Source organism: Sphingobacterium sp. Lzh-3 (assembly GCF_046764375.1).
Taxonomy (GTDB): Bacteria; Bacteroidota; Bacteroidia; order Sphingobacteriales; family Sphingobacteriaceae; genus Sphingobacterium.
Genome location: NZ_CP177226.1, coordinates 5,558,182 through 5,581,843, shown reverse-complemented (window position 1 = coordinate 5,581,843; position 23,662 = coordinate 5,558,182). Strand labels below are relative to the sequence as shown.

13 protein-coding genes are annotated in these 23,662 nt (G+C 42.0%); 12 read left to right on the top strand and 1 reads right to left on the bottom strand.

What is annotated here, in order from left to right:
- Window positions 1-37 precede the first annotated feature (37 nt).
- Entirely contained in the window at window positions 38-2,827 is a 2,790-nt protein-coding gene (locus ACLCDV_RS23505) for a glycoside hydrolase family 2 protein (RefSeq protein WP_411972383.1), read from the top strand.
- A 128-nt stretch (window positions 2,828-2,955) separates the two neighbouring features.
- Here ACLCDV_RS23505 and ACLCDV_RS23500 read toward each other — a convergent pair whose 3' ends face one another.
- The gene (locus tag ACLCDV_RS23500) at window positions 2,956-4,341 is read right to left on the bottom strand and encodes a glycoside hydrolase family 28 protein (RefSeq protein WP_411972382.1); all 1,386 of its coding nucleotides are present in this window, start codon (window positions 4,339-4,341) and stop codon (window positions 2,956-2,958) included.
- 623 nt (window positions 4,342-4,964) lie between these two features.
- Here ACLCDV_RS23500 and ACLCDV_RS23495 point away from each other — a divergent pair.
- From ACLCDV_RS23495 to ACLCDV_RS23445, 11 genes are all read left to right on the top strand, one after another.
- On the top strand, window positions 4,965-6,290 hold the full coding sequence (locus tag ACLCDV_RS23495; protein WP_411972381.1) for a glycoside hydrolase family 28 protein: 1,326 nt from the start codon (window positions 4,965-4,967) through the stop codon (window positions 6,288-6,290).
- A 41-nt stretch (window positions 6,291-6,331) separates the two neighbouring features.
- Window positions 6,332-8,179: a rhamnogalacturonan lyase gene (locus ACLCDV_RS23490; RefSeq protein WP_411972380.1), complete on the top strand. Its 1,848-nt coding sequence runs from the start codon at window positions 6,332-6,334 to the stop codon at window positions 8,177-8,179.
- A 55-nt stretch (window positions 8,180-8,234) separates the two neighbouring features.
- Complete coding sequence (locus tag ACLCDV_RS23485) at window positions 8,235-9,005, top strand: rhamnogalacturonan acetylesterase (protein ID WP_159727312.1); 771 nt, start codon at window positions 8,235-8,237, stop codon at window positions 9,003-9,005.
- Between the two features lie 8 nt (window positions 9,006-9,013).
- The gene (locus ACLCDV_RS23480; protein WP_411972379.1) at window positions 9,014-9,793 is read left to right on the top strand and encodes a rhamnogalacturonan acetylesterase; all 780 of its coding nucleotides are present in this window, start codon (window positions 9,014-9,016) and stop codon (window positions 9,791-9,793) included.
- Window position 9,794: 1 nt separating this feature from the next.
- Window positions 9,795-11,390, top strand: coding sequence for an arylsulfatase (locus tag ACLCDV_RS23475; protein ID WP_411972378.1), 1,596 nt, complete (start codon window positions 9,795-9,797; stop codon window positions 11,388-11,390).
- 118 nt (window positions 11,391-11,508) lie between these two features.
- Window positions 11,509-12,663, top strand: coding sequence for a glycoside hydrolase family 88 protein (locus ACLCDV_RS23470; RefSeq protein ID WP_317669397.1), 1,155 nt, complete (start codon window positions 11,509-11,511; stop codon window positions 12,661-12,663).
- A 1-nt stretch (window position 12,664) separates the two neighbouring features.
- A complete protein-coding gene (locus ACLCDV_RS23465) occupies window positions 12,665-15,622 on the top strand; it encodes a glycoside hydrolase family 2 protein (RefSeq protein ID WP_411972377.1) in 2,958 nt (985 codons plus the stop codon).
- Between the two features lie 41 nt (window positions 15,623-15,663).
- Window positions 15,664-15,975 carry an L-rhamnose mutarotase gene (gene rhaM, locus ACLCDV_RS23460; RefSeq protein ID WP_159727303.1) on the top strand — a complete coding sequence of 104 codons (312 nt, stop codon included), beginning with the start codon at window positions 15,664-15,666 and terminating at the stop codon, window positions 15,973-15,975.
- 12 nt (window positions 15,976-15,987) lie between these two features.
- Window positions 15,988-18,729 (top strand): glycosyl hydrolase, encoded by a 2,742-nt coding sequence (locus ACLCDV_RS23455; protein WP_411972376.1) that lies wholly within the window; start codon window positions 15,988-15,990, stop codon window positions 18,727-18,729.
- A gap of 228 nt (window positions 18,730-18,957) precedes the next feature.
- Window positions 18,958-22,131, top strand: coding sequence for a SusC/RagA family TonB-linked outer membrane protein (locus ACLCDV_RS23450; RefSeq protein WP_411972375.1), 3,174 nt, complete (start codon window positions 18,958-18,960; stop codon window positions 22,129-22,131).
- Window positions 22,132-22,135: 4 nt separating this feature from the next.
- A complete protein-coding gene (locus ACLCDV_RS23445; RefSeq protein ID WP_411972374.1) occupies window positions 22,136-23,641 on the top strand; it encodes a RagB/SusD family nutrient uptake outer membrane protein in 1,506 nt (501 codons plus the stop codon).
- Window positions 23,642-23,662 lie beyond the last annotated feature (21 nt).

Sequence of the window (23,662 nt, the reverse complement as noted above, 5' to 3'; positions counted from 1 at the left end):
ATACGTTATGATGGCACATAGTGCCTCAGCACAAACGATGAAGCAAATACACTATCTCTCAGGAACAGACAACGTTCATACGGTCAATTGGGACTTCTGGGTAACTGGGGGACGTAAGGCTGGAAAATGGGATAAGATTGCGGTTCCCAGTCATTGGGAACAACAGGGATTTGGGGCTTATAACTATGGTCGGGACTATGTGACCTATGGCAAGAATTTCATCTTTCACGATGAGAAAGGTTTGTACCGGCATCAATTTACTGTTCCAAAAAACTGGAAAGGTAAAAAAATAAGCCTTGTGTTTGAAGGTTCGATGACAGATACCGAAGTTAAGATCAACGGTAAGCTGGCTGGAGATATCCACCAAGGTGCTTTCTATCAGTTTAAGTACGATGTCACCGACAAGATCAGCTTTGACAAGGCCAATATATTGGAAGCGACTGTATCAAAAATGTCTTCTGATAAATCTGTTAACAATGCGGAGCGCCTTGCAGATTATTGGATTTTAGGCGGTATTTATAGACCTGTATACCTCGAGGCGACACCACAAGAGCATATCAGTTGGACAGCTATCGACGCCAAAGCAGATGGAACTTTTCGAAGCAACGTGCATTTAGAAAGTTTGTCTAAAGCCACAAATCTACAGGTGGAGATCAAAGATCTGAAGGGCAACCTGATCGCAAATCAGAAGTTCCCGATTATGGCGAAAGATTCGGTAAAATTGATCGAAATGAAAGTGGAAAAACCGTTATTGTGGACAGCGGAGACGCCAAACTTGTATCAGGTCACGTACACCCTATGGGATGGGAAGAATAAAGGATATCAATCTCAAGATCGTTTTGGTTTCAGGACGATCGAAGTTCGAGAAGGAGATGGTATTTATGTCAATGGTGTAAAAGTGAAGATGAAAGGTGTCAACCGTCATGTATGGTGGCCCGAAACTGGACGATCTGTGAACGCACAATTGGATCTGAATGATGTTAAACTGATCAAAGAAATGAACATGAATGCGGTACGCTGTTCACATTATCCGCCAGATAGATCGTTTTTGGCCTATTGCGATTCATTGGGCTTATATGTTTTGGATGAATTGGCCGGATGGCAGAAGGCATATAGCACTGTTGTGGGTAAAAAGCTAGTGCGAGAAATGGTTATTCGAGATGCCAATCATCCTTCCATTATACTTTGGAGCAATGGCAATGAAGGCGGGCATAATAAAGAACTTGTTGATGAGTATAAAAAATATGATCTTTCGGCAAGAACGGTAATCCATGCACATCATAGACCTGGGAACGCCATCAATGGAATCGATTGCAACCATTATGAAGACTTTTATTCAACAAAAAAAATTCTGGAAGGGCCAAACATTTACATGCCGACTGAATTTCTCCATGCACAGGACGATGGCGACGCAGCAGCGGGATTAGCAGATATATGGGAGTTGCACTGGAATGCCAAATTAGGTGCAGGCGGATTTATTTGGGATTTTGCAGATGAAGGTATCGTGCGTACAGATTTCAACAATGTGATTGATGTCAACCGCGTAAATGCCCCCGATGGAATCCTTGGGCCACATCGCGAAAAAGAGGGAAGTTTCTATGCTATTCGGGAAATCTATTCACCTGTACATATTACGATGAAGAAATTACCTGCCGACTTCAATGGAACTATTCCGGTGGAAAATCGTTATCACTTTACCAACCTAAAAGATTGTAGGTTTGAGGGTAAATTGATTACTTATAAACAGCCCTATGCCGAAGAAGCGGGGGTGGACTCGGTGTTGAATCTAAAGATAAATAGTCCTGTATTGGCTCCGACTCAAAAAGGAAACGTGCAGTTGAATTTACCGAGCGATTGGAAACAATATGATGCACTAATATTAACGGCAACTGACTCACATGGGGAGGAAATTTATACTTGGACATGGCGTGTAAAATCCAATCAGGCTCTTACAGCTGAAATTCTACCTTTAAAATCTTCTACCGATGTTGAAGCGAAAGAGGACAGTGTGAATTATATCCTCAAGGCAAACGGAATAACAGCTTTTATCTCCAAAAAAACAGGATTATTAGTTGATCTGGCCAATGATTATAGCATGAAATTAGCTTTTAATAATGGCCCGGTGCTTATTGATGGACAGTCGGAGCTGAAAAGTGCTAAACGTTGGCAGGATGGAAAAAATGAAGTTGTTGAGTTTATGTTTGATGGCAATCTAAGTTTTATCCGTTGGACGATGCGGCCAGACGGCTGGTTGAAACTTGATTATGCTTACAATATGAAAAAAACGGTGCCTTATGCCGGAGTAAGCTTCAACTTTCCTGAAAACTATATTATTGGGGCCAAATGGCTCGGTAATGGACCGTATCGCGTATGGAAGAATAGGATGCAAGGTGTCACCCTAAATACATGGGAAAAAATGTACAATGATGGAAAAGCCGGTATTGGTCCATGGGCATTTCCTGAATTTAAAGGCTACTTCTCCGATGTAAGCTGGGTACAATTCAATACAGTGCAAGGCAAGTTTTTGGTCGCAACAGATCAGGACGATTTATTTGTGCGATTGTTTGAGTTTTACGGAATTTCCGGTCCTAAAGGATATCCGCAATTGCCGTCTGGAGATATTTCCTTTTTAGATGCTATTCCCCCTATTGGAACAAAACTGGCATTGGGAATTAATGGAAATGCTGCCGTGAATGGACCCGCGGGTGAGCTTAATCAAATGGATAAAAGGATTAACCGGACACTCTATTTTTACTTTGGAACCCCAAAAGGCGAAAAAGAAAATACACAATTTGTGATGCCTAAGGTTAATGTGTTGACAGATTAAAAGAATAATGCTTAAAGAAGGGCTTTTCTATGTTAATAGAAAAGCCCTTCTTTATGGTGTAACCCTAATAGTAAGTATTCATTTCAATAATGCTTATTTAGGTTGCTTGAACCCAAAAAGGTTGTGCTTTATTCACTTTTATCGCTATTCGTGTAGGAAAAATCATTGACGTATTTATTTTGAATAGCAGTTGATGTTGTTTTTTTAAGATGTACATCCTTCAATTGTACGGTCTGAATTGGAAGTTCGGGATTGCCATTGATCTTCGAGACAAACTGCCCTTCTTCAGCTTTAATGTGGGAAAGATAGACATTCGTTATTGGAGTCAGTTTTTTTACTTTGGTTGGTACCAGGTTGCGCCATTGATAGAGCACATCCGTATCTATTCCAAGTATACCTTCCTTTACGTTTTGGGCTTTGATATTTGAAAAATAAATGTTTTTGACATAACCGCCCATACGTTCATTGGTTTTGATGAAAAGTAGATGCATGAGCTTCTCATTCGGCAGTACCGTGCAATTGTTTACGTAAATATTTTCAATCCCTCCCGAGAGTTCACTCCCAACGGCAAGGAGCTGATGACCGTCACGGATCTCGCAATTGCGGATCACAATATTCTTTGTTGGTGTTTTCAACCGCCAGCCTTCGGGATTTCTACCGGACTTCAAGGCAATAGCATCATCCCCCTGGTCAAATACACAATTTTCAATCAATACATTCTGACTCATTTCTGGGTCAATTCCATCATTGTTATGCCCATGGGCGTAGATGTCGATGCCACGGATAAGCGCATCTTTCGTTAGGTAGAGATGCAAGGTCCAAAAAGGACTGTTTCGGATCTTGATATCTTCGACCCTAACATGTTGGCAACGGTTAAATTGAATAAACTGAGGTCTAAGGTTAGATGTGTCGTTGACCATGATACGCTGTTCCACAGGCCTCCCTTCTTGTGCCCAATTATAGAGATTTTTGATGCTTTCCATGTGCGGCTTTGGTCTCGGAAACCATTTCTCCCAAACAGTCAGATCTGCTTTTATGGTTCCCTTACCGGTAATGGCAACATTTGTCGCTTCGTATGCATAGATCAATGGCGAATAATTATAGCACTCAAGTCCTTCCCAACTACTGTGAACAGCAGGCAAATAGTCTTTCGGGTCGCCCGAAAATAATAAGGTTGCCCCTGCACTGACATGTAAGTTAACATTGCTCTTTAGGTGTATTGCCTTTGTTGACCATTCTCCAGGAGGAATAATGATATTGCCACCCGATGTTGTCGCTAGCGCAATTGCCTTCGCGATTGCTGTGGTAGTACTTTCCTTATCACCCTGACGTGCACCAAAATCGCGGATATCGTAGTTTTTACAATGCTCGAAATTTGGGACCTTAAATACTGGGATTTCAAAAGGAGCTTTGATTTTAATATCGTCTTGGTTGATCTTGCTGATCTGTGCGACGCTAAATCGAGTAAAAGCGATCCATAGTAAAATAAGGGTGAAGATTGATTTATATTTCATGTTAATAATTATTTCATGAGCACGCAAGCTCGGTTTGTGTTTTTTAAGGCCATATGGAATATCCAGTTTATTTTTCATCAGGAGGTCCTAAGCAATTGGTTAAAAACAATAAAGACTAAAAATAAGGAACAATCAAGGGGGAACCTAATTTTACCAAGCAGGACAGTACAAGGTGGTTTGGATATATTTTCTTAAGGATAAGGTATCACCAAATCCATATCAACTCCTGACTGCAAGCGGATTGTTAAAAAGGTGAGTGCATGGTGAATCAACCTCTAAAAGGTGGGCTCAACGTGGACTCACTGTGCACTCAACGTGGTTACAGTGAGGAGTTGGTCATAAGTTGGTGTGGGGTTGGAGTTGAGAATTCTATAACAAATATATTACGAATGACGTTGAATCCCTATTTTTAACCTTATTATACATGAAAACGAGCACTTTCTGACTGTATTGTCTGGTTTGTTCAGGATACTACAGGACGGCTCTTGTTAAAAATGTTGATACTTTTAAAACTAGCTACTTATTTAAGTATCCTTAAATACGCTAATCAATTCGAAGGCATTGTCTACACTTTTTAAATAAGCTGTAGACAAGCGGGGAAACAAGACTTAATAAAACTAAATATGATGAAAAAATTCTTTCGATTTTTACTCCTGCTTACATCAATTGCGATCTTGTCCAATGCACATGCGCAAGGAAAGTTTCCGGACGGAACAGCAATCTCAAAATGGTTCGAGACTGTAAAATCGACTGAGATCGGATCGCTCGGAAAGAAATTTCTCATCACCGATTTTGGTGTGGTCGCAGATAGCACCATCGTGCAAACTGCCAAAATCCAACAAGCAATTGATAAAGCATATGAAAGTGGAGGCGGTGTTGTCGTCGTACCTAAAGGGATCTATCTGAGTGGCTCATTATTTTTTAAACCAAAGACACACTTGCACTTGGAAGAAGGGGCTGTGTTAAAAGGAAGTGATGATATCGCAGAATTTGCGCTAGCGGAGACTCGAATGGAAGGTCAGACAGTGAAATATTTTTTGGCGCTTGTCAATGCGGATCAGGTGGATGGATTTACAATTTCGGGCAAAGGCACACTCGATGGAAACGGGTTGCGCTACTGGCGATCTTTTTGGCTTCGAAGACAGTTTAATCCACAATGCACAAATATGGACGAGATGCGCCCACGCTTACTTTATGTTTCCAATAGCAAGGACGTACAAATATCGGGCATTCGTTTGATCAATTCACCGTTTTGGACCTCACATTATTATAAATGTGAAAATCTAAAATTGATCGGTTTGCACATCTCGGCGCCCAAGGAACCTGTGAAAGCGCCTAGTTCAGATGCGATTGATTTGGATGTCTGCCGCAATGTATTGATTAAGGATTGTTACTTATTCGTTAACGATGATGCGATCGCATTAAAAGGAGGTAAAGGGCCTAAGTCCGACAAAGATCCTAATAATGGACCTAATTCAAATATTATTATTGAGAACTGTTTCTTTGGATTTTGTCATAGTGCACTGACTTGTGGTAGTGAATCTATTCATAGCTATAATGTGATTTTTAGGAACAATACCTTAGATAAAGCACGCAAGCTGTTGCAGTTAAAGATGCGGCCAGATACGCCACAAGAATATGAAAACATTTTGATCGAAAATGTAAAGGGAAATGTCAATAGCATGTTGTTTATTAAACCTTGGACCCAATTTTTTGATTTGAAGGGCGAGAAAGATATTAAAATGTCCTATGCAAGAAATATTGTCCTACGCAATATAGATCTGGACTGCGACATCGTATTCGATGTCCTCAATTCGGAACAATATGTGCTGTCGGATTTTACATTTCAAAATATGCACGTCCGTGCAGCCAAAGATCCAGCGATTCACAGGGAATATATTAAAAACTTTGTCCTAAATAATGTAACTGTTAATAATAAAAAGCAATAATAATATGTACCAGCATATTGCTGTGGCTTAGACCTTGAATTATGAAGACAAAACTTATTCTTTTGACCGGGGCGCTGATCGGTTCCCTAGCCGTTTCAGGCCAACGTAAAATGGAGTTTTTGGATCGGGGGATGGTGGGTGTAAAAACGACGGACAACGCTGTTTTTTTAAGCTGGCGTCTGCTTGGCACTGACGATTTTGATACGGCTTTTGCAATTTATAGAAAGGATGGGAATGGCAAGCAGAAAAGACTAAATACTTCACCTTTGACCGGAGGGACTAATTTTTTGGACGATCATGTCGATTTGAATCAAGATGTTACTTACATTTTGGATATAGTAGCCGGAGGTAAAGAAAAAGAAGTCGCTAAATTGACCTTATCGAAAGATCAAAAAGTACAGCAATACTTAAATATTCCCTTACGTACTCCCAAAGGGTACACTCCGGGTGATATTTCTGTAGGTGATTTGGATGGAGACGGGACTTACGAACTGATTGTTCATCAGACGGGTGTTGGACATGACAATGCACACAATGGGATTACTTCGGAACCTATTTTTCAGGCATATAAACTAGATGGTACTTTTCTTTGGGAAATCAATTTGGGTAAAAATATCCGGGAAGGAGCACATTATACCCAATTTATGGTATACGACCTCGATAGTGACGGCCGTGCAGAGCTGGTCTGCAAAACGGCCGACGGTACGAAAGATGGACTGGGAAATGTCATTGGTGATGCCCAGGCCGATTGGCGTGATACTGTATTAAATTCGCGGACTGTTGGTCGCATATTGAAAGGACCTGAATATTTAACCGTATTTGATGGATTGACGGGCAAAGCCCTAAGCTCTGTAAATTATTTACCAGAACGTGGAGAGCTAAGTTCATGGGGAGATACAAATGCTAATCGCAGCGATCGATTTTTAGCTTGTGTAGCCTATTTGGATGGTGTACATCCAAGTGTTGTGATGACGCGGGGATATTATGAACGGACAGCTTTGGCAGCGTGGGACTTTAAAGATAAAAAATTAGTGAACCGCTGGGTATTTGATAGCAAAGTTCGTAAAGATCCTTATTCCGGACAGGGATATCATAATCTTACGGTCGCGGATGTTGACCAGGATGGCAAAGATGAAATTGTGTTTGGTTCGATGGTTATTGATGATAATGGCAAAGGTCTATACAGTACAGGACTGGGACATGGTGATGCGCTGCATGTCGGTGACCTAGATCCTGAAAGACCCGGCCTGGAGATCTTTGGAATCCATGAACTGAAAGGAGGGCGGAAAGGGACCGGCGTGGCTTTATTGGATGCCAAAACTGGCGCAATATTGTTTAAAAGTGCAATAGACCAAGATATTCCCCGCGGTGTTGCTGCAAATATAGATCCCGATCATAAAGGGGCGTATCTGTGGTGGCTGGGATCTAGAGATATGTACGATACCAAAGGTAATCGTGTAGGGCCGGCGCCGAGATCGACCAATTTTCTGATCTGGTGGGATGCCGATTTGAGCCGGGAACTTTTAAACAGTAACTATATTGAAAAATATAAAAATGGGAAAATAGAACGAATCTTTACGGCGATTGGAGCATCATCGATCAATGGAACTAAAAGTACACCTAACCTGAGCGCGGATATCTTTGGCGATTGGCGTGAAGAATTGATCCTACGTGCAGATGACAACCAAAGCCTACGTATCTATACAACAACGATCCCTACAACGCAAAGGGTATATACGTTGATGCATGATCCACAGTATCGCTTGAGCATAGCATGGCAGAATGTGGCTTACAATCAACCGCCACATACGGGGTATTATCTCGGTGCAGGTATGGATCGTCCAGTCAAGCCGAACATTCAGCTGGTTAAGTATGGCCATAAAAAATAGTAATTTGGAAGCGCGATTTGGATTTTTTGACTAAAAGAAATAGATAAGTTAGCAAATGAAGCATACAATAAAATGGATAGGGATGGCACTGACAGCCGTTCTTTTGATATCCTTTGCGAAACAGCAAGATAGACCTACGATTTATCTTATCGGTGATTCGACCGTTAAGAACAGCAATAAGGAATATTGGGGCTGGGGTACCCTGCTTCCTGAATTATTGGATACGACACGAATCCGTGTAGACAATCATGCGATGGCGGGGCGTAGTACACGAACATTTGTCAAAGAAGGAAGATGGGCAAAAGTTGATTCTTTGTTCAAGCCGGGAGATTTCTTATTGATTCAGTTTGGCCATAACGAGGGCAGTAAGCCCGATACCAGCAAACAAGGCTATCGGGGTGTGCTACGGGGCATCGGCCAGGACTCCGTTGTGCTGGATTGGGGAAATGGAAAGAAGGAGACCGTACACACTTACGGTGAAAACCTGCGTCGTTTTGTGATTGAAGCAAAGAAAAAGGGGGTAACACCAATTTTGTTATCCATGATTCCGCGCAACCAATGGGATAATCAAGGTAAGGTGAAACGGGCCGACAACGACTTTGGCTTGTGGGCTAGGCAGATTGCAGAAGAACAGGGCGTTCCTTTTTTGGATCTGAATAGTATTACCGCAGATAAATATGATCAGCTTGGTGCTGAACGGGTAAAATCCAATTATTTTCCAGGTGACCATACACATACGAATAAAGCTGGAGCAAGAGAAAATGCATTGTCTGTTATCGAAGGATTTCGGAGGATTAAAAGCCAATTAGTACAATACATTAAATAAAAATGAAGATGAAATTGAAATTGTTGCCTTGGGCTGTGGTCCTTTTCGCTGTAATCAGTATGTCTTTTTTGGAAAAACAGCATAAACCGACCTTATTTATTATTGGTGATTCCACCGTAAAAAACGGACAGGGAAATGGGGCCAATGGACAGTGGGGCTGGGGAAGTTTGATCGGTCAGTATTTTAAATTAGATAAGATCAATGTCAAGAATCGTGCTTTAGGGGGAACAAGTACCCGGACATTTTATAACAATCCAAAGCTTTGGCAGAGGGTACTAGATAGCATACAGCCGGGCGATTTTGTCCTTATGCAATTTGGACATAATGATTCAAGTCCTATTGTGGATACGTTACGTGCTCGTGGAACGATAAAAGGAAATGGCGACGATTACCAAGAAGTGTATAATCCATTGCTGAAGCAACATGAAGTTGTCTATAGTTATGGTTTTTACTTACGTCGATTTGTGAAAAATATTCAAGATAAAGGAGCCACAGCAATTATTTGTTCACCTATTCCGCGCAATGCCTGGGAAGGAAACCAAGTGCGTAAATCGGATTATGCAACATGGGCAAAAGAAGCTGCACAACAGGCTAATGCGTTTTTTATCTCCTTGCAGGATCAAGTGATAGCCCAGTATGAAACATTGGGGAAAAAGAAAGTAGAAACAGAATTTTTTGATCCTAAAGATGCGACCCATACAATTAAAGCAGGTGCTTTGCTAAATGCTAAACTCGTTGCTGAACAATTGAAAGCACAAACCAAAATCGGACTAAAGAAATTTATGTAGTATGATAAAATCTACCTTTCCGCTGGCGATCTTCTTTCTGCTCACAGTATTTATAGTCCGTGCACAGCAACGGCCCAATATTGTGTTGATTCTGGCCGATGACATGGGCTATGCTGATTTAGGTTGTTTTGGTTCCGAAATTCAGACCCCACATTTGGATAAAATGGCAAAGGAAGGTATTAAGATGACTAACTTTTATAATGCTTCGCGTTGTTGTCCATCACGTGCTTCTCTATTGACCGGATTGTATCCGCATCAGGCAGGTGTGGGTGATATGATGAACAAGCGTCCTTTTCCTGCCTATCAGGGCTATTTAAATCGAAACTCGGTCACATTGGCCGAACTATTGAAAAGCGCAGGTTATGGAACTTATATGGCTGGGAAATGGCATGTTGGACAGGAAAAAGAAAATTGGCCTCGGCAGCGTGGATTTCAGCGCTACTATGGGCTAATTGATGGAGCAAACAGCTACTTTGAAAACCGGCCTTATCGTCCCAAACAAACATTGACGATAGCTTTGGACAATGAGACGATCGTTCCGCCAAAAGATTACTATAGCTCGGATGCCTATACGGATTATGCGATGGCTTTCATTGGCGAGCATTTGGAAACGAAAAAAGAGGATCCTTTTTTTCTATACCTCGCTTTTCAGGCGCCCCACTGGCCTATACATGCCAAACCGCAGGATATTGCAAAGTATCGGGGTAAATATATGGAAGGCTGGGAGGCTATCCGTGAAAAGCGTTTTCAAAAACAGCAGCAGTTAGGGATAGTGCCACCAACGACCAAATTGTCTCCAATGGATACCACCTTGCGAAATTGGAATGATTGCAGCTGGGAAGAAAAAGTAAAATGGGATGAAAAGATGGCTGTCTACGCGGCGATGGTAGACGAATTGGATCAGAATGTTGGCCGACTGGTTGATTATCTCCAATCAAAAGGGCAATTGGACAACACTGTTTTTATTTTTCTCTCTGATAACGGGGCGAGCAATGAGACCATAACCAATGCGGGATTTACAGCAGAAATTAGAGCTGCGAATGAATTTCCTGCTAGTCATCCACGTTCTTTTACAGCTTATGGAATTGAAGGCGCTGCAGTGAGCAATACGCCTTTCAAAAAGTTCAAGCATTGGGAGTTTGAGGGTGGCAATGCAACCAGTTTTATCGCTTATGGGCCCAAGTTTCTGCCGCAAGGAAAACAGTTTGATAGGCCAGCCCATTTGATCGATATCATGCCAACCTTAGCACAATGGTCGGGAGCAAACTATCCTGAAAATTATGCCGGTAATACGATTAAACCGATGGAAGGGGCCTCCTTGCTTCCGCTATGGAATGAGCAACAGAAGGATATGGATCGGGAAATTTGTTTTGAGCACGAGGGTAACAAAGCTGTGCGCAAAGGTAAATGGAAATTGGTCTCTTCCTATCCTGAAAATAGGTGGTATTTATATGATATAGAAAAAGATAGAAGTGAAACAGTAGACTTATCAGCCTCTTTTCCGAAAATATACCGAGAAATGGTTAAGATCTATGAAAACTGGGCGAAAAGGGTTGGTGTGATACCCTACGAGCAGCTCGCTCAAAAACCTTCATGATTTCGCAGGCACCACACCAACAGCAATGAAAGCAAAAGAAGGTTCTCTCTGGCCAATAAGATCAGACACTTTCTGAAAAAAAGGAATTCCCGTTATGAATAATTATATAAAGAAAAACATGAAAATATTTAATACTTATACGGCCACTTTGATGATTGCGTTTTTCCTTTCAGCATGTTCATCGACGAAGAAGGTTGTCGAACAGAGGCAGGAATTAACCGCTGTAGATGTACTCCGATCGTTGCAGCTGACCAATCGTTATTTCATGAACAAATGGACAGACACCGGTAAACCGATCTATACCAACCGTTGGCGGCCGAGCAATATCTGGACCCGGGCCGTTTATTACGAAGGGCTCATGGCACTTTATCAGATTGATAAAAACAACGAATACTACAATTATGCTGTGGATTGGGGAAATAAACATGACTGGGGTATGCGCAACGGTTTGGAAACTCGAAATGCCGATGACCAAGCTTGTGGGCAGACCTATCTGGATCTCTATGAGATTGAAGCAAAGCCTGAGCGTATCCAAAAGATTAAAGCCAATATAGATTACATTATCAAATCTGGAAAAGTAGACGATTGGACCTGGATTGATGCCATACAAATGGCCATGCCAATTTATGCTAAATTGGGAGTAATGACCAAGGATCAAACTTACTTTGATTACATGTATAAAATGTATCATCATTCAAAAACACAGGAAGGTGGAGGCCTGTATAACAAGGCCGATAAACTTTGGTGGCGCGATAAAGATTTTGTTCCTCCCTACAAGGAGCCGAATGGTGAGGATTGCTATTGGTCACGTGGCAATGGATGGGTTGTGGCAGCTTTGGTCAGGGTACTTGATTTAATTCCGGAGAACGAAGCACATCGTGCCGAGTACATGTCGGATTATAAAGCTATGATGGAAGCGCTTGTTCCTATTCAAAGACCGGATGGATTTTGGAATGTCAGTCTACACGATCCGACTAATTTTGGCGGACGTGAAACTTCAGGCACAGCATTATTTGCCTATGGTATGGCCTGGGGTATCAATAATGGTTTCCTGGATGCTAAAATATATCGCCCTGTTGTAGAAAAGGCATGGAAAGCAATGACAGCAGAAGCGGTACACCCTTCTGGTTTTTTGGGCTATTTGCAAGGAACAGGGAAAGAACCTAAGGATGGTCAGCCCGTCAGTTTTTCAAGTCAACCGGATTTTGAAGATTACGGTTTGGGTTGTTTCTTATTAGGAGGAACAGAAGTCTATAAAATGTTGTCAAGATAAGATGAAAAGGTCCCTGTTTATTTTTTGTTGCCTACTGCTTTCATTCGGTACATATGCTCAGGCAGGGAGGACTACTTTTAGTTTCAACGCTGGCTGGCGTTACCATATTGGCGATGTAAGCGATGCTTATGCTGTGAGCTTCGATGATCGGGCATGGAAGCAGGTTGCCTTGCCTCAAGCCTGGAATGAAGATGAAGCTTTCGCAAAAGCGATACATGACCTTTCGACAACTATTGTTTGGTATCGAAAAAAGTTTAGTATTCCCAAGGGAATTACTTCCGATAAGGTCTTTTTGGAATTTGAAGGGATTCGCTTTGGCGGAGAATTTTATCTCAATGGAAAATTTATTGGTCGTCATGAAAATGGCGTTATGGCAGCAGGACTTGATATTTCGGACCTGATTGATCGCGATCACGAAAATATCTTGGCTATACGTATAGACAATAGTTGGAGCTATCGTGAAAAGGCAACAAATAGCACGTATCAATGGAACGATAAAAACTTTAATGCAAACTATGGTGGAATTCCAAAAAATGTATGGATCCACTTTACTTCCAAAATTTATCAGACTTTACCATTGTATTCCAATTTGAAGACTACAGGTGTTTATGTGTATGCGAAAAACATAAATATCCCTGAAAAGACAATGGATCTTTTTGTTTCTTCGGAGGTAAAGAATGAAACCCTGCAATCGCGTCTGGTCAACTTTGTTGCCGAAGTACATAATGCCGAAGGAAAATTAGTGAAAACATTTTCAAAAAAGTTCAATCTTCCTGCCAATCAAACACAACAATTGACCATGAACTCGACGATGAATCAGGTTAATTTTTGGAGCTGGGGTTATGGCTATCTCTATACGGTTACGACAAAAATTGTACAGGACAACAAAACTATAGACGCTGTAAAGACGAAAACAGGATTTCGAAAAACGGCTTTTAAAGACGGCATGGTCTATCTGAATGATCAGGTTTTGATGATGAAGGGCTATGCACAGCGTACAAGTAATGAATGGCCTGCTGTTGGTTTGTCTGTAGCACCTTGGTTAAGTGATTTTAGCAATGGACTCATGGTCAAGAGCAATGCCAATTTGGTTCGTTGGATGCACGTAACACCTTGGAGACAGGATGTTGAATCCTGCGACCGCGTGGGACTGATGCAAATGCTACCCGCAGGAGATGCCGAAAAAGATGTCCAAGGTAGACGTTGGGAACAGCGAACGGAGCTTATGCGTGATGCAATTATTTATTATCGGAATAACCCAAGTGTCTTGTTTTATGAATGTGGAAACGAATCGATTTCGGAGGAACATATGGCCGAGATGAAGACCATTCGTGATCAATACGATCCAGCTGGCGGACGGGCAATTGGCTCACGTGAAATGCTGGATAGTAAGTTAGCTGAGTATGGGGGGGAAATGTTGTATATCAATAAAAGTGCGCGTCATCCTATGATCGCAACCGAATATATGCGAGATGAGGCCTTACGTAAATATTGGGACGAATTGAGTTATCCTTTTCATAAGGATGGTGAAGGCCCGCTTTATAAAGGTGTAGATGCCAGTGATTATAACAGGAATCAAGATACTTATGTTGTTGAAGCGGTACACCGTTGGTGGGAATATTGGAAGATGCGTCCGGGCACTGGTGACCGCGTAAATTCGGGCGGTGTCAATATTATTTTCTCGGATTCCAATACCCATTTTAGGGGAAAAGAGAATTACAGAAGAAGTGGCGAAGTAGACGCCATGCGTATTCCCAAAGATGCTTACTTTGCCCACCAGGTGATGTGGGATGGCTGGATCGCTCCTGATCCAAAAGGCTTGTACCTTGTAGGGCACTGGAACTATGCGCCCGGAACGAAAAAAGATGTATTGGTCGTTTCGGCCGCTGACCGGGTCGAATTAGCTGTGAACGGAAAAGTACAGAAAGAAGCGGAAAAGCTATACGACTTCCTATACCGATTTCCATCCGTTGATTTTGAGGCCGGCGTATTGACGGCAAAATCATTCACAAAAGATGGAAAGTTGTTAAATAAGAAAGAACTAAAAACAACAGGTGAGCCTTACAAAATCCGTTTGACGGCGCAACATGGTAAAAATGGCTTATTTGCTGATGGTAACGATATGGTATTGGTAGAAGTCGAAGTGCTTGACAAAAACGGATTACGTTGCCCATTGGCTTCTAATACGATTGACTTTAAGTTGGATGGACCGATGGATTGGCGCGGGGGTATCGCCCAGGGGCCTGATAACTATATTTTAGCTACCTCACTTCCTGTGGAGGCTGGTGTAAATCGTGTATTGCTTCGCACAAAGTACGATAAATCGGGGCGTGTGATGTTGAAGGCGACATCAAGTGGTCTGCTGTCAGATTCAACCGTCTGGACGGTGCAACCGCTCAAAACCATGGCGGATTATTTCGTCAAGGAATCCAATGAAAATTTGCCTTCATTTTTAGCGCGTGGACCAAGTCCTGCGAACCCCACCTTGGTGCAGCTGAAAAAAAGTCTCAAAATCCGTGCAGTTGCTGCTGGCGCCAATCAAGAGAAAGCATCACACTCTTACGACGACAATGAACTGTCGGATTGGGTCAATGACGGACAACTAGGTACCGCCTGGATTACATATACTTTGCAGGAAAAATCCGATATCGATGAAGTTGACCTGAAACTGAATAATTTTAGATCAAGATCTTATCCATTGCAGATTTTTGTGGACGAAAAACTTGTTTTCGACGGCAATACCGATGTGACATTAGGCTATTGTACCTTGTCATTTCCGCGTACAAGAGGTGAAAAAATAACAATAAAACTTAAAAATGCACCTTTTACCACGAGGGAAAACAATCAGGTTGAAATGGGGGGCAAGAAACTTGATGATGGTGTGGCCCGTAATGACGTGAATGCCAAAGGCACCTTGAGCATTATCGAAGCTGACATACATCAGGTAGTGGCCAATTAAGAAAATTTGCCGATCATAAAATAGTTGAAGACTGAAAAGAAATGGAGAAAATAGCATTTAAAATGAAATTGAAACCGGGAATGTCTGCGGAATATAAGCGGAGACATGACGCGATCTGGCCAGAATTAATAACCTTATTACGCGAAAATGGGGTGTCTGATTATTCCATTTTTTTGGATGAGGAGACAGACACTCTATTTGCTGTTCAATATTTAGCAGGACATTCGTCACAAGAGTTGGGTAAGGAAGCTATTGTTCAGCAATGGTGGGATTATATGTATGATATCATGGAAGTACATGCCGATCATTCTCCAGTATCGGTCAGTTTGAAAAAAGTATTTCACATGGATTAGGCCAATTGTAACATGAAGAAAATTTATATATCATTAGTGCTTGCCTGTAATCTGTTGGCTGTCGGTCGAACGATGGCGCAGGATTTATGGCCAGCAGTTACCAAAGAAATGAGGCCTTGGACGCGTTGGTGGTGGCTCGGTTCGGCTGTGGACCGACCTAATCTCGAACGCGAATTAACCTTATTTGAAAAAAGTGGTTTTGGTGGAGTTGAGGTAACACCTATTTATGGCGCTAAGGGATTTGAATCCAGCTACCTGAACTTTCTTTCACCACAATGGATGAATATGTTGGGGGTAACAACGGATAAGGCCAATGCCTTGGGCATGGGAGTGGATATTAATTTGGGAACTGGTTGGCCATTTGGGGGACCTCAAATCAAAGAAAAGGATGCCGCTACCAAATTGATCCTAGATGAATTTGAATTAAAAAAAGGTGAAAAAGTCACCTTTCCCTTAAAGCCAAAGGATCCTAAACAACATTATTTCTTTTTGCAGGCATTACGGGCATTTAGAGCCGACAATAGCGAGATTAATCTGGATGATCATATTTCAAAGACTGCTGGAACATGGGAAGCCCCTACCGATATTCATTTAATAGCTGTCTTTTCTGGTAGAACAGGACAGAAAGTCAAACGTGCCGCTCCGGGCGGAGAAGGATATACGTTGGATCACCTGGGGAAGCGTTCTGTCGCATCTTATTTCAATAGATTTGCCGAAGCTTTTCAGGACAAACCATTGCATGTACGTGCTTTTTTTAACGATAGCTACGAAGTATACGGTGCGAATTGGACGGATGAGTTTTTGCAATCATTCGACCGGATAAAGGGATATAGGTTACAGGATCATCTCCTGGATTTTGTAGGTAAGGGAAAGAATGAAGCTAAAACAGCAGGCCTTAAATCGGATTATCGTGAGGTTGTGGATATACTGCTTGCCCAGAATTTTTTGACCCCATTTACGGATTTTGCCCATCGTTTTAGTGCAGTCTCAAAAAATCAAGCCCATGGATCTCCAGGAAATCTGATTGATTTGTATGCGGATACAGATATTGCGGAGTGTGAAACCTTTGGATCCAGTAGTTTTGGTATTCCCGGATTAAGACGGGATACTGCTGATATCCGTAATGTGGATCCAGACCCCATGATGGCGAAATTTGCGACGTCGGCGACAAATGTATACGGTAAAAAATATACTTCTTCGGAAACATTCACCTGGCTGACCGAACATTTTAAAACTTCTTTATCACAAACGAAACCAGAAGTCGAACAACTATTCCTTGCTGGAGTGAATCATGTATTCTATCATGGGACAACCTATTCGCCGAAAAATGTCCCTTTTCCAGGATGGTTGTTCTATGCTTCCGTTAATTTTGTTCCACAAAATTCGTTCTGGGACCACCTTACCGGTTTGAATCAATATATTACACGTGTGCAATCTATCTTGCAATCTACGCGTGCTGACAACGAACTGCTGGTATATTGGCCCATTTATGATATTTGGAATAATGCCAAGGGAATGGATAAGGCATTAAAGGTTCATGATGTTGACGAGTGGTTACATCCGACGCAATTTTATAAACAAAGTGTTCAGCTGCAGAAACGGGGCTATAGCTTTGATTTTGCAACAGATAAAATTCTGGCAGGAACTACAGTAAACGACGGGAAATTACAAACCTCAAAGGATGCGATCCCTTATCGGGCAATTTATATACCTGCCTGTCATTATTTTTCTGAAGTGACACTGCAGAAAATCCTGGAAATGGCCAACCAAGGCGCAACTGTCATCTTCCAGCAATTACCGCAAGAGATTCCTGGATATAGCCAATTAGAGGAACGCCGTACACTGTTCAATAAATTAATTGCATCGCTGGGTTTCGAAAAGGATAAAGCGAATCAGTACACAGCTTTTGGAAGAGGCAAAATCTATCTTACGACAGATGTCAATTCGGCACTCGAAACAGAAGAGATCGCAGCAGAACGGATTAACCAAACAGGGTTGAAGTTTTCACGCAGAGCCGCTGGTAAGGACACGTATTATTATTTGGTCAATCATAGTGGACAGACTGTTGATCGTAGCATTACATTAAATGCACAGGCTTCACATTATTCGCTGTTGGATCCTCAAACTGGGCAGACATATCAGTTGCCGTCAGCTAACGGCAAAATACGGGTGCAGATTCCATCTGGCTATTCCTGGATAGTCCTTGCCTCAGCGCAACAGGCCGGAGAACCCTTTCGCTATCAGGACGAGTTAAACCAGGTGGCGCAATTGGATCGCGATTGGAAAGTGAGTTTTATGGCTGGTGGACCTGTTTTACCAAAGGCTAAAAAGCTCGATCAACTCTCCTCCTGGACAGATTGGGGAGACCAAGATGCTGTCAATTTTTCCGGAACAGGAGCTTATGAAACAACAATTTCGATCAATAAGGATCAATCAAAATCTTATCTGTTGAAATTGGGCCGTGTTGCTGAAAGTGCAAAGGTCTATGTCAACGGAAAGGAGGCCGGTGTGTTATGGTCGATTCCGTTTCAGCTAGATATTACAACCCTGTTGGTAAATGGTGAAAACAAGATTCGCATAGAGGTTGCCAATTTAATGGCAAACCGAATCAGCTATTTGGACCGTAAAAAAGTTGCCTGGCGAAATTATCACGAAATCAATTTTGTCAATATCAATTATAAAGATTTTGATGCAAGCGGCTGGAAACCCATGGAAAGCGGTTTGATTGGACCTGTTACCATTTGGAGTTATTAAAAGCAAAAAGCAGTAAGCACTATTGAAAGCCTCGTATAAAACGAGGCTTTTTTTGGGGCATTACTTTTTACAATTTTGATGGTTAAAATATACAAAACAAAGTGCGCTTTAAGTTTTTAAAATTTGCAATTGTTTGGTTATCATGTAAGTTCAGGACAGTTAATCAAATGAGTTCTTTTAAATTGATTTACCAATATAAATCAGATTAATAATTAAAAAACTCAATCCATGAAAAACATAATGCGATATGGAGCCATTGTTGTGGCTCAAATGGCTTTTACACATGTATTGTACGCACAGGGGACACTGACGGGAAAAGTTGTTGATAATAAAAATCAGCCGATCAGTGGTGTTACAATCCAGGTAAATGGCAAAAATGAAGGGGCAAGCAGTCAAAATGGTGATTTCAGTATTCATGCAAAATCTGGTGACAATATTGTATTTCGTTCTGTGGAATACCAGCAGAAAGAAGTCCGCGTATCAACATTAGCATTTCTACGTGTCGAGTTGTTGCCGAAACAAGAAGCATTGGATGAGGTTGTCGTCATTGGCTATGGATCCCAAAAACGAACTAACCTTATAGCTCCGGTTTCAAAGTTTAATGCTGAGAATCTCGATGAGCGCCCTATTGCACGGGTTGATCAAGCCCTGATCGGACAGATGTCCGGTGTACGGGTTAAGCAATCTACAGGTGTTCCCGGAAAAGGGTTAAGTGTTCAGGTCAGGGGATCGGGCTCTATTACCGCTGGGAGTGAACCCTTGTATGTCATTGACGGTTTCCCACTGTCAACGGCCTCACAAAACGGCTCGGGAAACTATGCCTCAGGAAATCCGCTGGATAATATGAACCCAAACGATATTGAATCTGTGGAAGTCCTAAAAGATGCATCTGCAGCTGCAATTTATGGATCCCGGGCAGCAAACGGAGTTGTTTTGATCACCACAAAACGCGGGAAGAGCGGCCAGGCTAAAGTAAGTCTCAATTCATACATAGGCATTTCCGAGGCTTATAAAAAATTGGATATGTTAAATGGTGAAGAGTGGATAGATAGAGCGGTGGAGATGATCAATGCACAATGGGAAGCCTCGGGTACCGGAAGGCTGGCAAGCCAAAGCAATGCCGAACGACGGAAAATATTGGGACTCGCCGAGGGGACATATAATACATCTTATATGTATGATGAGCGTTGGTTGGAACCCGGACGTCCCGGGCTTTACCTTATTAATTGGCAAGACGAAGCGTATCGAAAAGGAGTGATCCAAAACTACCAGGTTGCGGCTTCGGGAGCGACAGAATTTGTCAATTATTATGTCTCGGGGAATTACCTCAATCAACAAGGTATTGTGAAAGGCTTGGATTATAAAAATTATACTGCCAGAGCTAACGTTGAAGTAAAACCGAATAAAAAATTCGCATTTGGTTTAAACCTAGCACCTACCTATTCTATCGGAAATGACCCCGGAGTGGAAGGAAAGGATAATATTATGCATCAGATTTATTCGATGTCACCTGTTCAGGACCATCCTGCTGGAACAGTAAACGTTTTTGACAATGAAAAATATCCTTGGAGTACTTCAACAAATGATCCCATTGCCAAATTGAATTATTATATCGGGGAAAACAAAATTTCACGTTTACTGGGGACAGTTTACGGACAGTACAATATTCTTGATAACTTCAATTTTAAGACTACAGTTAATTTGGATCAAACCGATAGCAGAAGTAATAGATTTCAGCCCTACACTGTAGGCGGAACTTTGGCTAACCGAACCAACAACCCGAATCAAGCAACCTATGGCTCCAACAGTGTGTATCGAAAGCAAACTTTTGTAAACGAGAATACGTTAAATTATCATCTCAATTTTGACAAACATGATATTACCGCTTTGCTGGGGCAAGCCTATAATTTTGATAAACTTGAAACTTCTTCCATCACCTCGCAGGGAGGTTATACCAATAGTTCGATAACAACTTTGAACGGTGCCGTTGCTACAGTTGCCTCAACAGGCGCAACGCAAAGTGTCTTGCTTTCTTATTTTGGGCGTGTACAATATGCCTATGACGGTAAGTATTTGCTTTCTGGAAGTATTCGTCGGGACGGCTCATCGCGTTTTGGATCCAATACAAAATGGGGTTGGTTCCCATCGTTGTCCATGGGCTGGCGTCTGTCACAGGAGCGTTTTATGAAACCAGTTACCTTTATCAATGAGCTGAAATTACGCGGAAGCTATGGTGAATCAGGGAATAACAATATAGGTGATTACAGTAGCATTGCCTTGTTGGGCTTTTATAATTATTCGTCAAATGGCCTTTCCGTTTCTGGACAGGCACCAAGCAATATCATTAATCCGGATCTAAGATGGGAAAAATCGCGGACTTATGATGTGGGATTGGATTTTGGCCTTTTGGGTTCCCGCATTACAGGATCATTTGACTGGTATACCCGGAAGAGCAGTGATTTATTGCTAAATGTTCCTTCCATGCTTTCGACAGGTTTTTCTTCCTATTTGGATAATGCAGGAGAGGTTAAAAGTAAAGGCTGGGATTTAGAGATCACTTCCCATCAGGTCAGAAAAGCAGATTTTTCATGGTCTACCTCTTTTAATATTAGTCATAATTCCAATAAAGTAACAAAACTTGATGGTGAGCAAAAGGAGATTTTAATACCGTCCTCATTTGATATCCAGCATAGTCTTCTACGGATTGGCGAGCCGATGTATAGCATTTATGTCGTTAAACAAGACGGCATATTGACTCAAGCAGACATTGATGCTGGGGCTGCGTTGTATGGTAGCCAAAAGGCAGGTGATCCAAAATATGTGGATGCCAATGGAGATGGTGTGATTGATGCGAATGACCGTGTGATTGTGGGGCATCCAAACCCAAGCTATGTATGGGGGATAACCAACAACTTTAAGTATAAAAATTTTGATTTGAGTTTTATGTTCCAAGGCCAGAATGGTGGTCATATCTATTCTTTATTAGGACGTGCCTTGGGACGCACCGGTCAAGGATCATCAGACAATGCGCTTGGATTTTATCGGGATAGATGGCGTTCAGAAGAGGATCAAGGAGAAGGTCGTGTTGGAAAAGCTTATTCGACGTTTGGACGGATTAAAAATACAGATTGGCTGTATTCGTCGGATTATTGGCGTTTACGCAACGTCACGCTTGGTTATAATATCAAAGACCTGAAATTGGGGAGTCAGTCCAAGCTTAGTTTAGTCCGTTTATTCGTGACATTGGAGAATTTTTGGGGAAAGGACAAATATGACGGGGGTGTAAATCCGGAATCTTCAAACACAAATCTAAGCGGAAGCTCTGATTATCCCGAGGCAGGTGATTATGGAGGCCTGGCTATTCCAAAGACAATGACATTTGGTTTAAACGTAAATTTTTAGAACGATGAAAAAATTGAGCCTATTTTTTTTGATAGCAGGTCTATTGGGATCTTGCAAAATGGATCTGAACCAGCAACCAATTTCGAGTGCTACTTCAGATACCTACTTTAAGACAGCAAATGATTTTATTCAAGGATTGAACGCTATATATAACAGTACACGAGGATATCCTGATCGCCTGATGAATCTCTCGGAAACACGGTCGGATAATTTGTACGCAGTGTCGGACGGCGGAGTGCGTGATTGGGAAGGGATCAACAGTTTTCATAAAACGATTGCCAGTAACCCCTATGTGATAGAAGCTTGGCAAACAAATTTTAACGGCATCTTTCGTGTAAACAATTATTTGGAACAACTTGCGGCGAATGGTTCCACGGCTATTATTGATGAAAGCCTTCGCAATAGAATGGAAGGCGAAGCCCGGTTCTTACGTGCATTTTTTTATTTTGATTTGATCCGATACTTTGGCAAAGTGCCACGGATAGACAAGGTGGTATCCGCCAGCCAAGCTAAAAGCATTGGTCGGAGTAACGTGGAGGAGTTGTATGCTTTGATTATTGAAGATCTGAACAAAGCTATTAATGCACTACCTGCACCTAGTGCGTACGCTGCAGCAGATAAAGGCCGTGTCAATAAATACGCTGCAAGAATGTTGCTTGGCTTGGTCTACATGACACGATCGGGGCCCACATTGGGCGTTGAAGGTGCGGGTTTGAACAGCAACGAATGGGGGACAGCGGTGGAGCAGTTCAACGAGGTGATCAACAGCAATGAATTTAGTTTGCTGACCAGCTATAATAGCATTTTTGATTACGGTAATGAGCGCAACAAAGAGGTGATTTTTAATATCGAATATTCAAGTGGCGCTAATCCTGTTGTTGGGGCAACATTTCCTTGGGTGCTTGTACCTGATAATTGGTTCAATTCACTCGGGCTAGCTACGCAAGGAGGCTTAACAATCAGGCCAGTATCTGACGACCTGCTTAAGCTGTATGATACAGGTGACAGCAGAAAGACGTTCAGTATTCAGCAAGGCTATATTTATGGCAATGTTGCTGAGACAAGATCATTTGTTAAGAAGTTTGTGGACCTTACCAAAGTGCCTGCAAACCGAATGGATTGGCCGATCAATTATATTGTATTCCGTTATAGCGATTTACTGTTGTTAAAGGCGGAATGCATATTGAATGGCGCCTCTGGGAACGTTCAAACGGATGTAGATGCGGTCGTCAATCAAATCAGAAAACGCGCCGGATTGACAACTGAGCTGACGAATGTCACTAAATCACAGCTGATGGATGAACGCAGAAGAGAGTTTATTGGCGAAGGGGTGCGATGGTTTGATCTTATCCGCAGTGGTAGTGTCGAATCGGTCATGAAAGCTTGGATCAGGAAAGAGGACGCCGCAAAGCAGATGTTGGATTTTCAAGTCAATTATGTCCTATATCCGGTGCCACAGTCAGAACTGGACAATAGTCCGGGCTTGTATACACAGAATCCCGGATATTAATATCTTAATTGATTTAATCGC

Excerpts from the sequence above, each read along its gene's own strand:
- ACLCDV_RS23485 (WP_159727312.1), top strand. The coding sequence starts at position 8,235 with ATGAAGCATACAATAAAATGGATAGGGATGGCACTGACAGCCGTTCTT.
- ACLCDV_RS23495 (WP_411972381.1), top strand. The coding sequence starts at position 4,965 with ATGATGAAAAAATTCTTTCGATTTTTACTCCTGCTTACATCAATTGCG.
- rhaM (WP_159727303.1), top strand. The coding sequence starts at position 15,664 with ATGGAGAAAATAGCATTTAAAATGAAATTGAAACCGGGAATGTCTGCG.
- ACLCDV_RS23445 (WP_411972374.1), top strand. The coding sequence starts at position 22,136 with ATGAAAAAATTGAGCCTATTTTTTTTGATAGCAGGTCTATTGGGATCT.
- ACLCDV_RS23475 (WP_411972378.1), top strand. The coding sequence starts at position 9,795 with ATGATAAAATCTACCTTTCCGCTGGCGATCTTCTTTCTGCTCACAGTA.
- ACLCDV_RS23500 (WP_411972382.1), bottom strand. The coding sequence starts at position 4,341 with ATGAAATATAAATCAATCTTCACCCTTATTTTACTATGGATCGCTTTT.
- ACLCDV_RS23490 (WP_411972380.1), top strand. The coding sequence starts at position 6,332 with ATGAAGACAAAACTTATTCTTTTGACCGGGGCGCTGATCGGTTCCCTA.
- ACLCDV_RS23480 (WP_411972379.1), top strand. The coding sequence starts at position 9,014 with ATGAAATTGAAATTGTTGCCTTGGGCTGTGGTCCTTTTCGCTGTAATC.
- ACLCDV_RS23455 (WP_411972376.1), top strand. The coding sequence starts at position 15,988 with ATGAAGAAAATTTATATATCATTAGTGCTTGCCTGTAATCTGTTGGCT.
- ACLCDV_RS23465 (WP_411972377.1), top strand. The coding sequence starts at position 12,665 with ATGAAAAGGTCCCTGTTTATTTTTTGTTGCCTACTGCTTTCATTCGGT.
- ACLCDV_RS23470 (WP_317669397.1), top strand. The coding sequence starts at position 11,509 with ATGAAAATATTTAATACTTATACGGCCACTTTGATGATTGCGTTTTTC.
- ACLCDV_RS23450 (WP_411972375.1), top strand. The coding sequence starts at position 18,958 with ATGAAAAACATAATGCGATATGGAGCCATTGTTGTGGCTCAAATGGCT.
- ACLCDV_RS23505 (WP_411972383.1), top strand. The coding sequence starts at position 38 with ATGAAGCAAATACACTATCTCTCAGGAACAGACAACGTTCATACGGTC.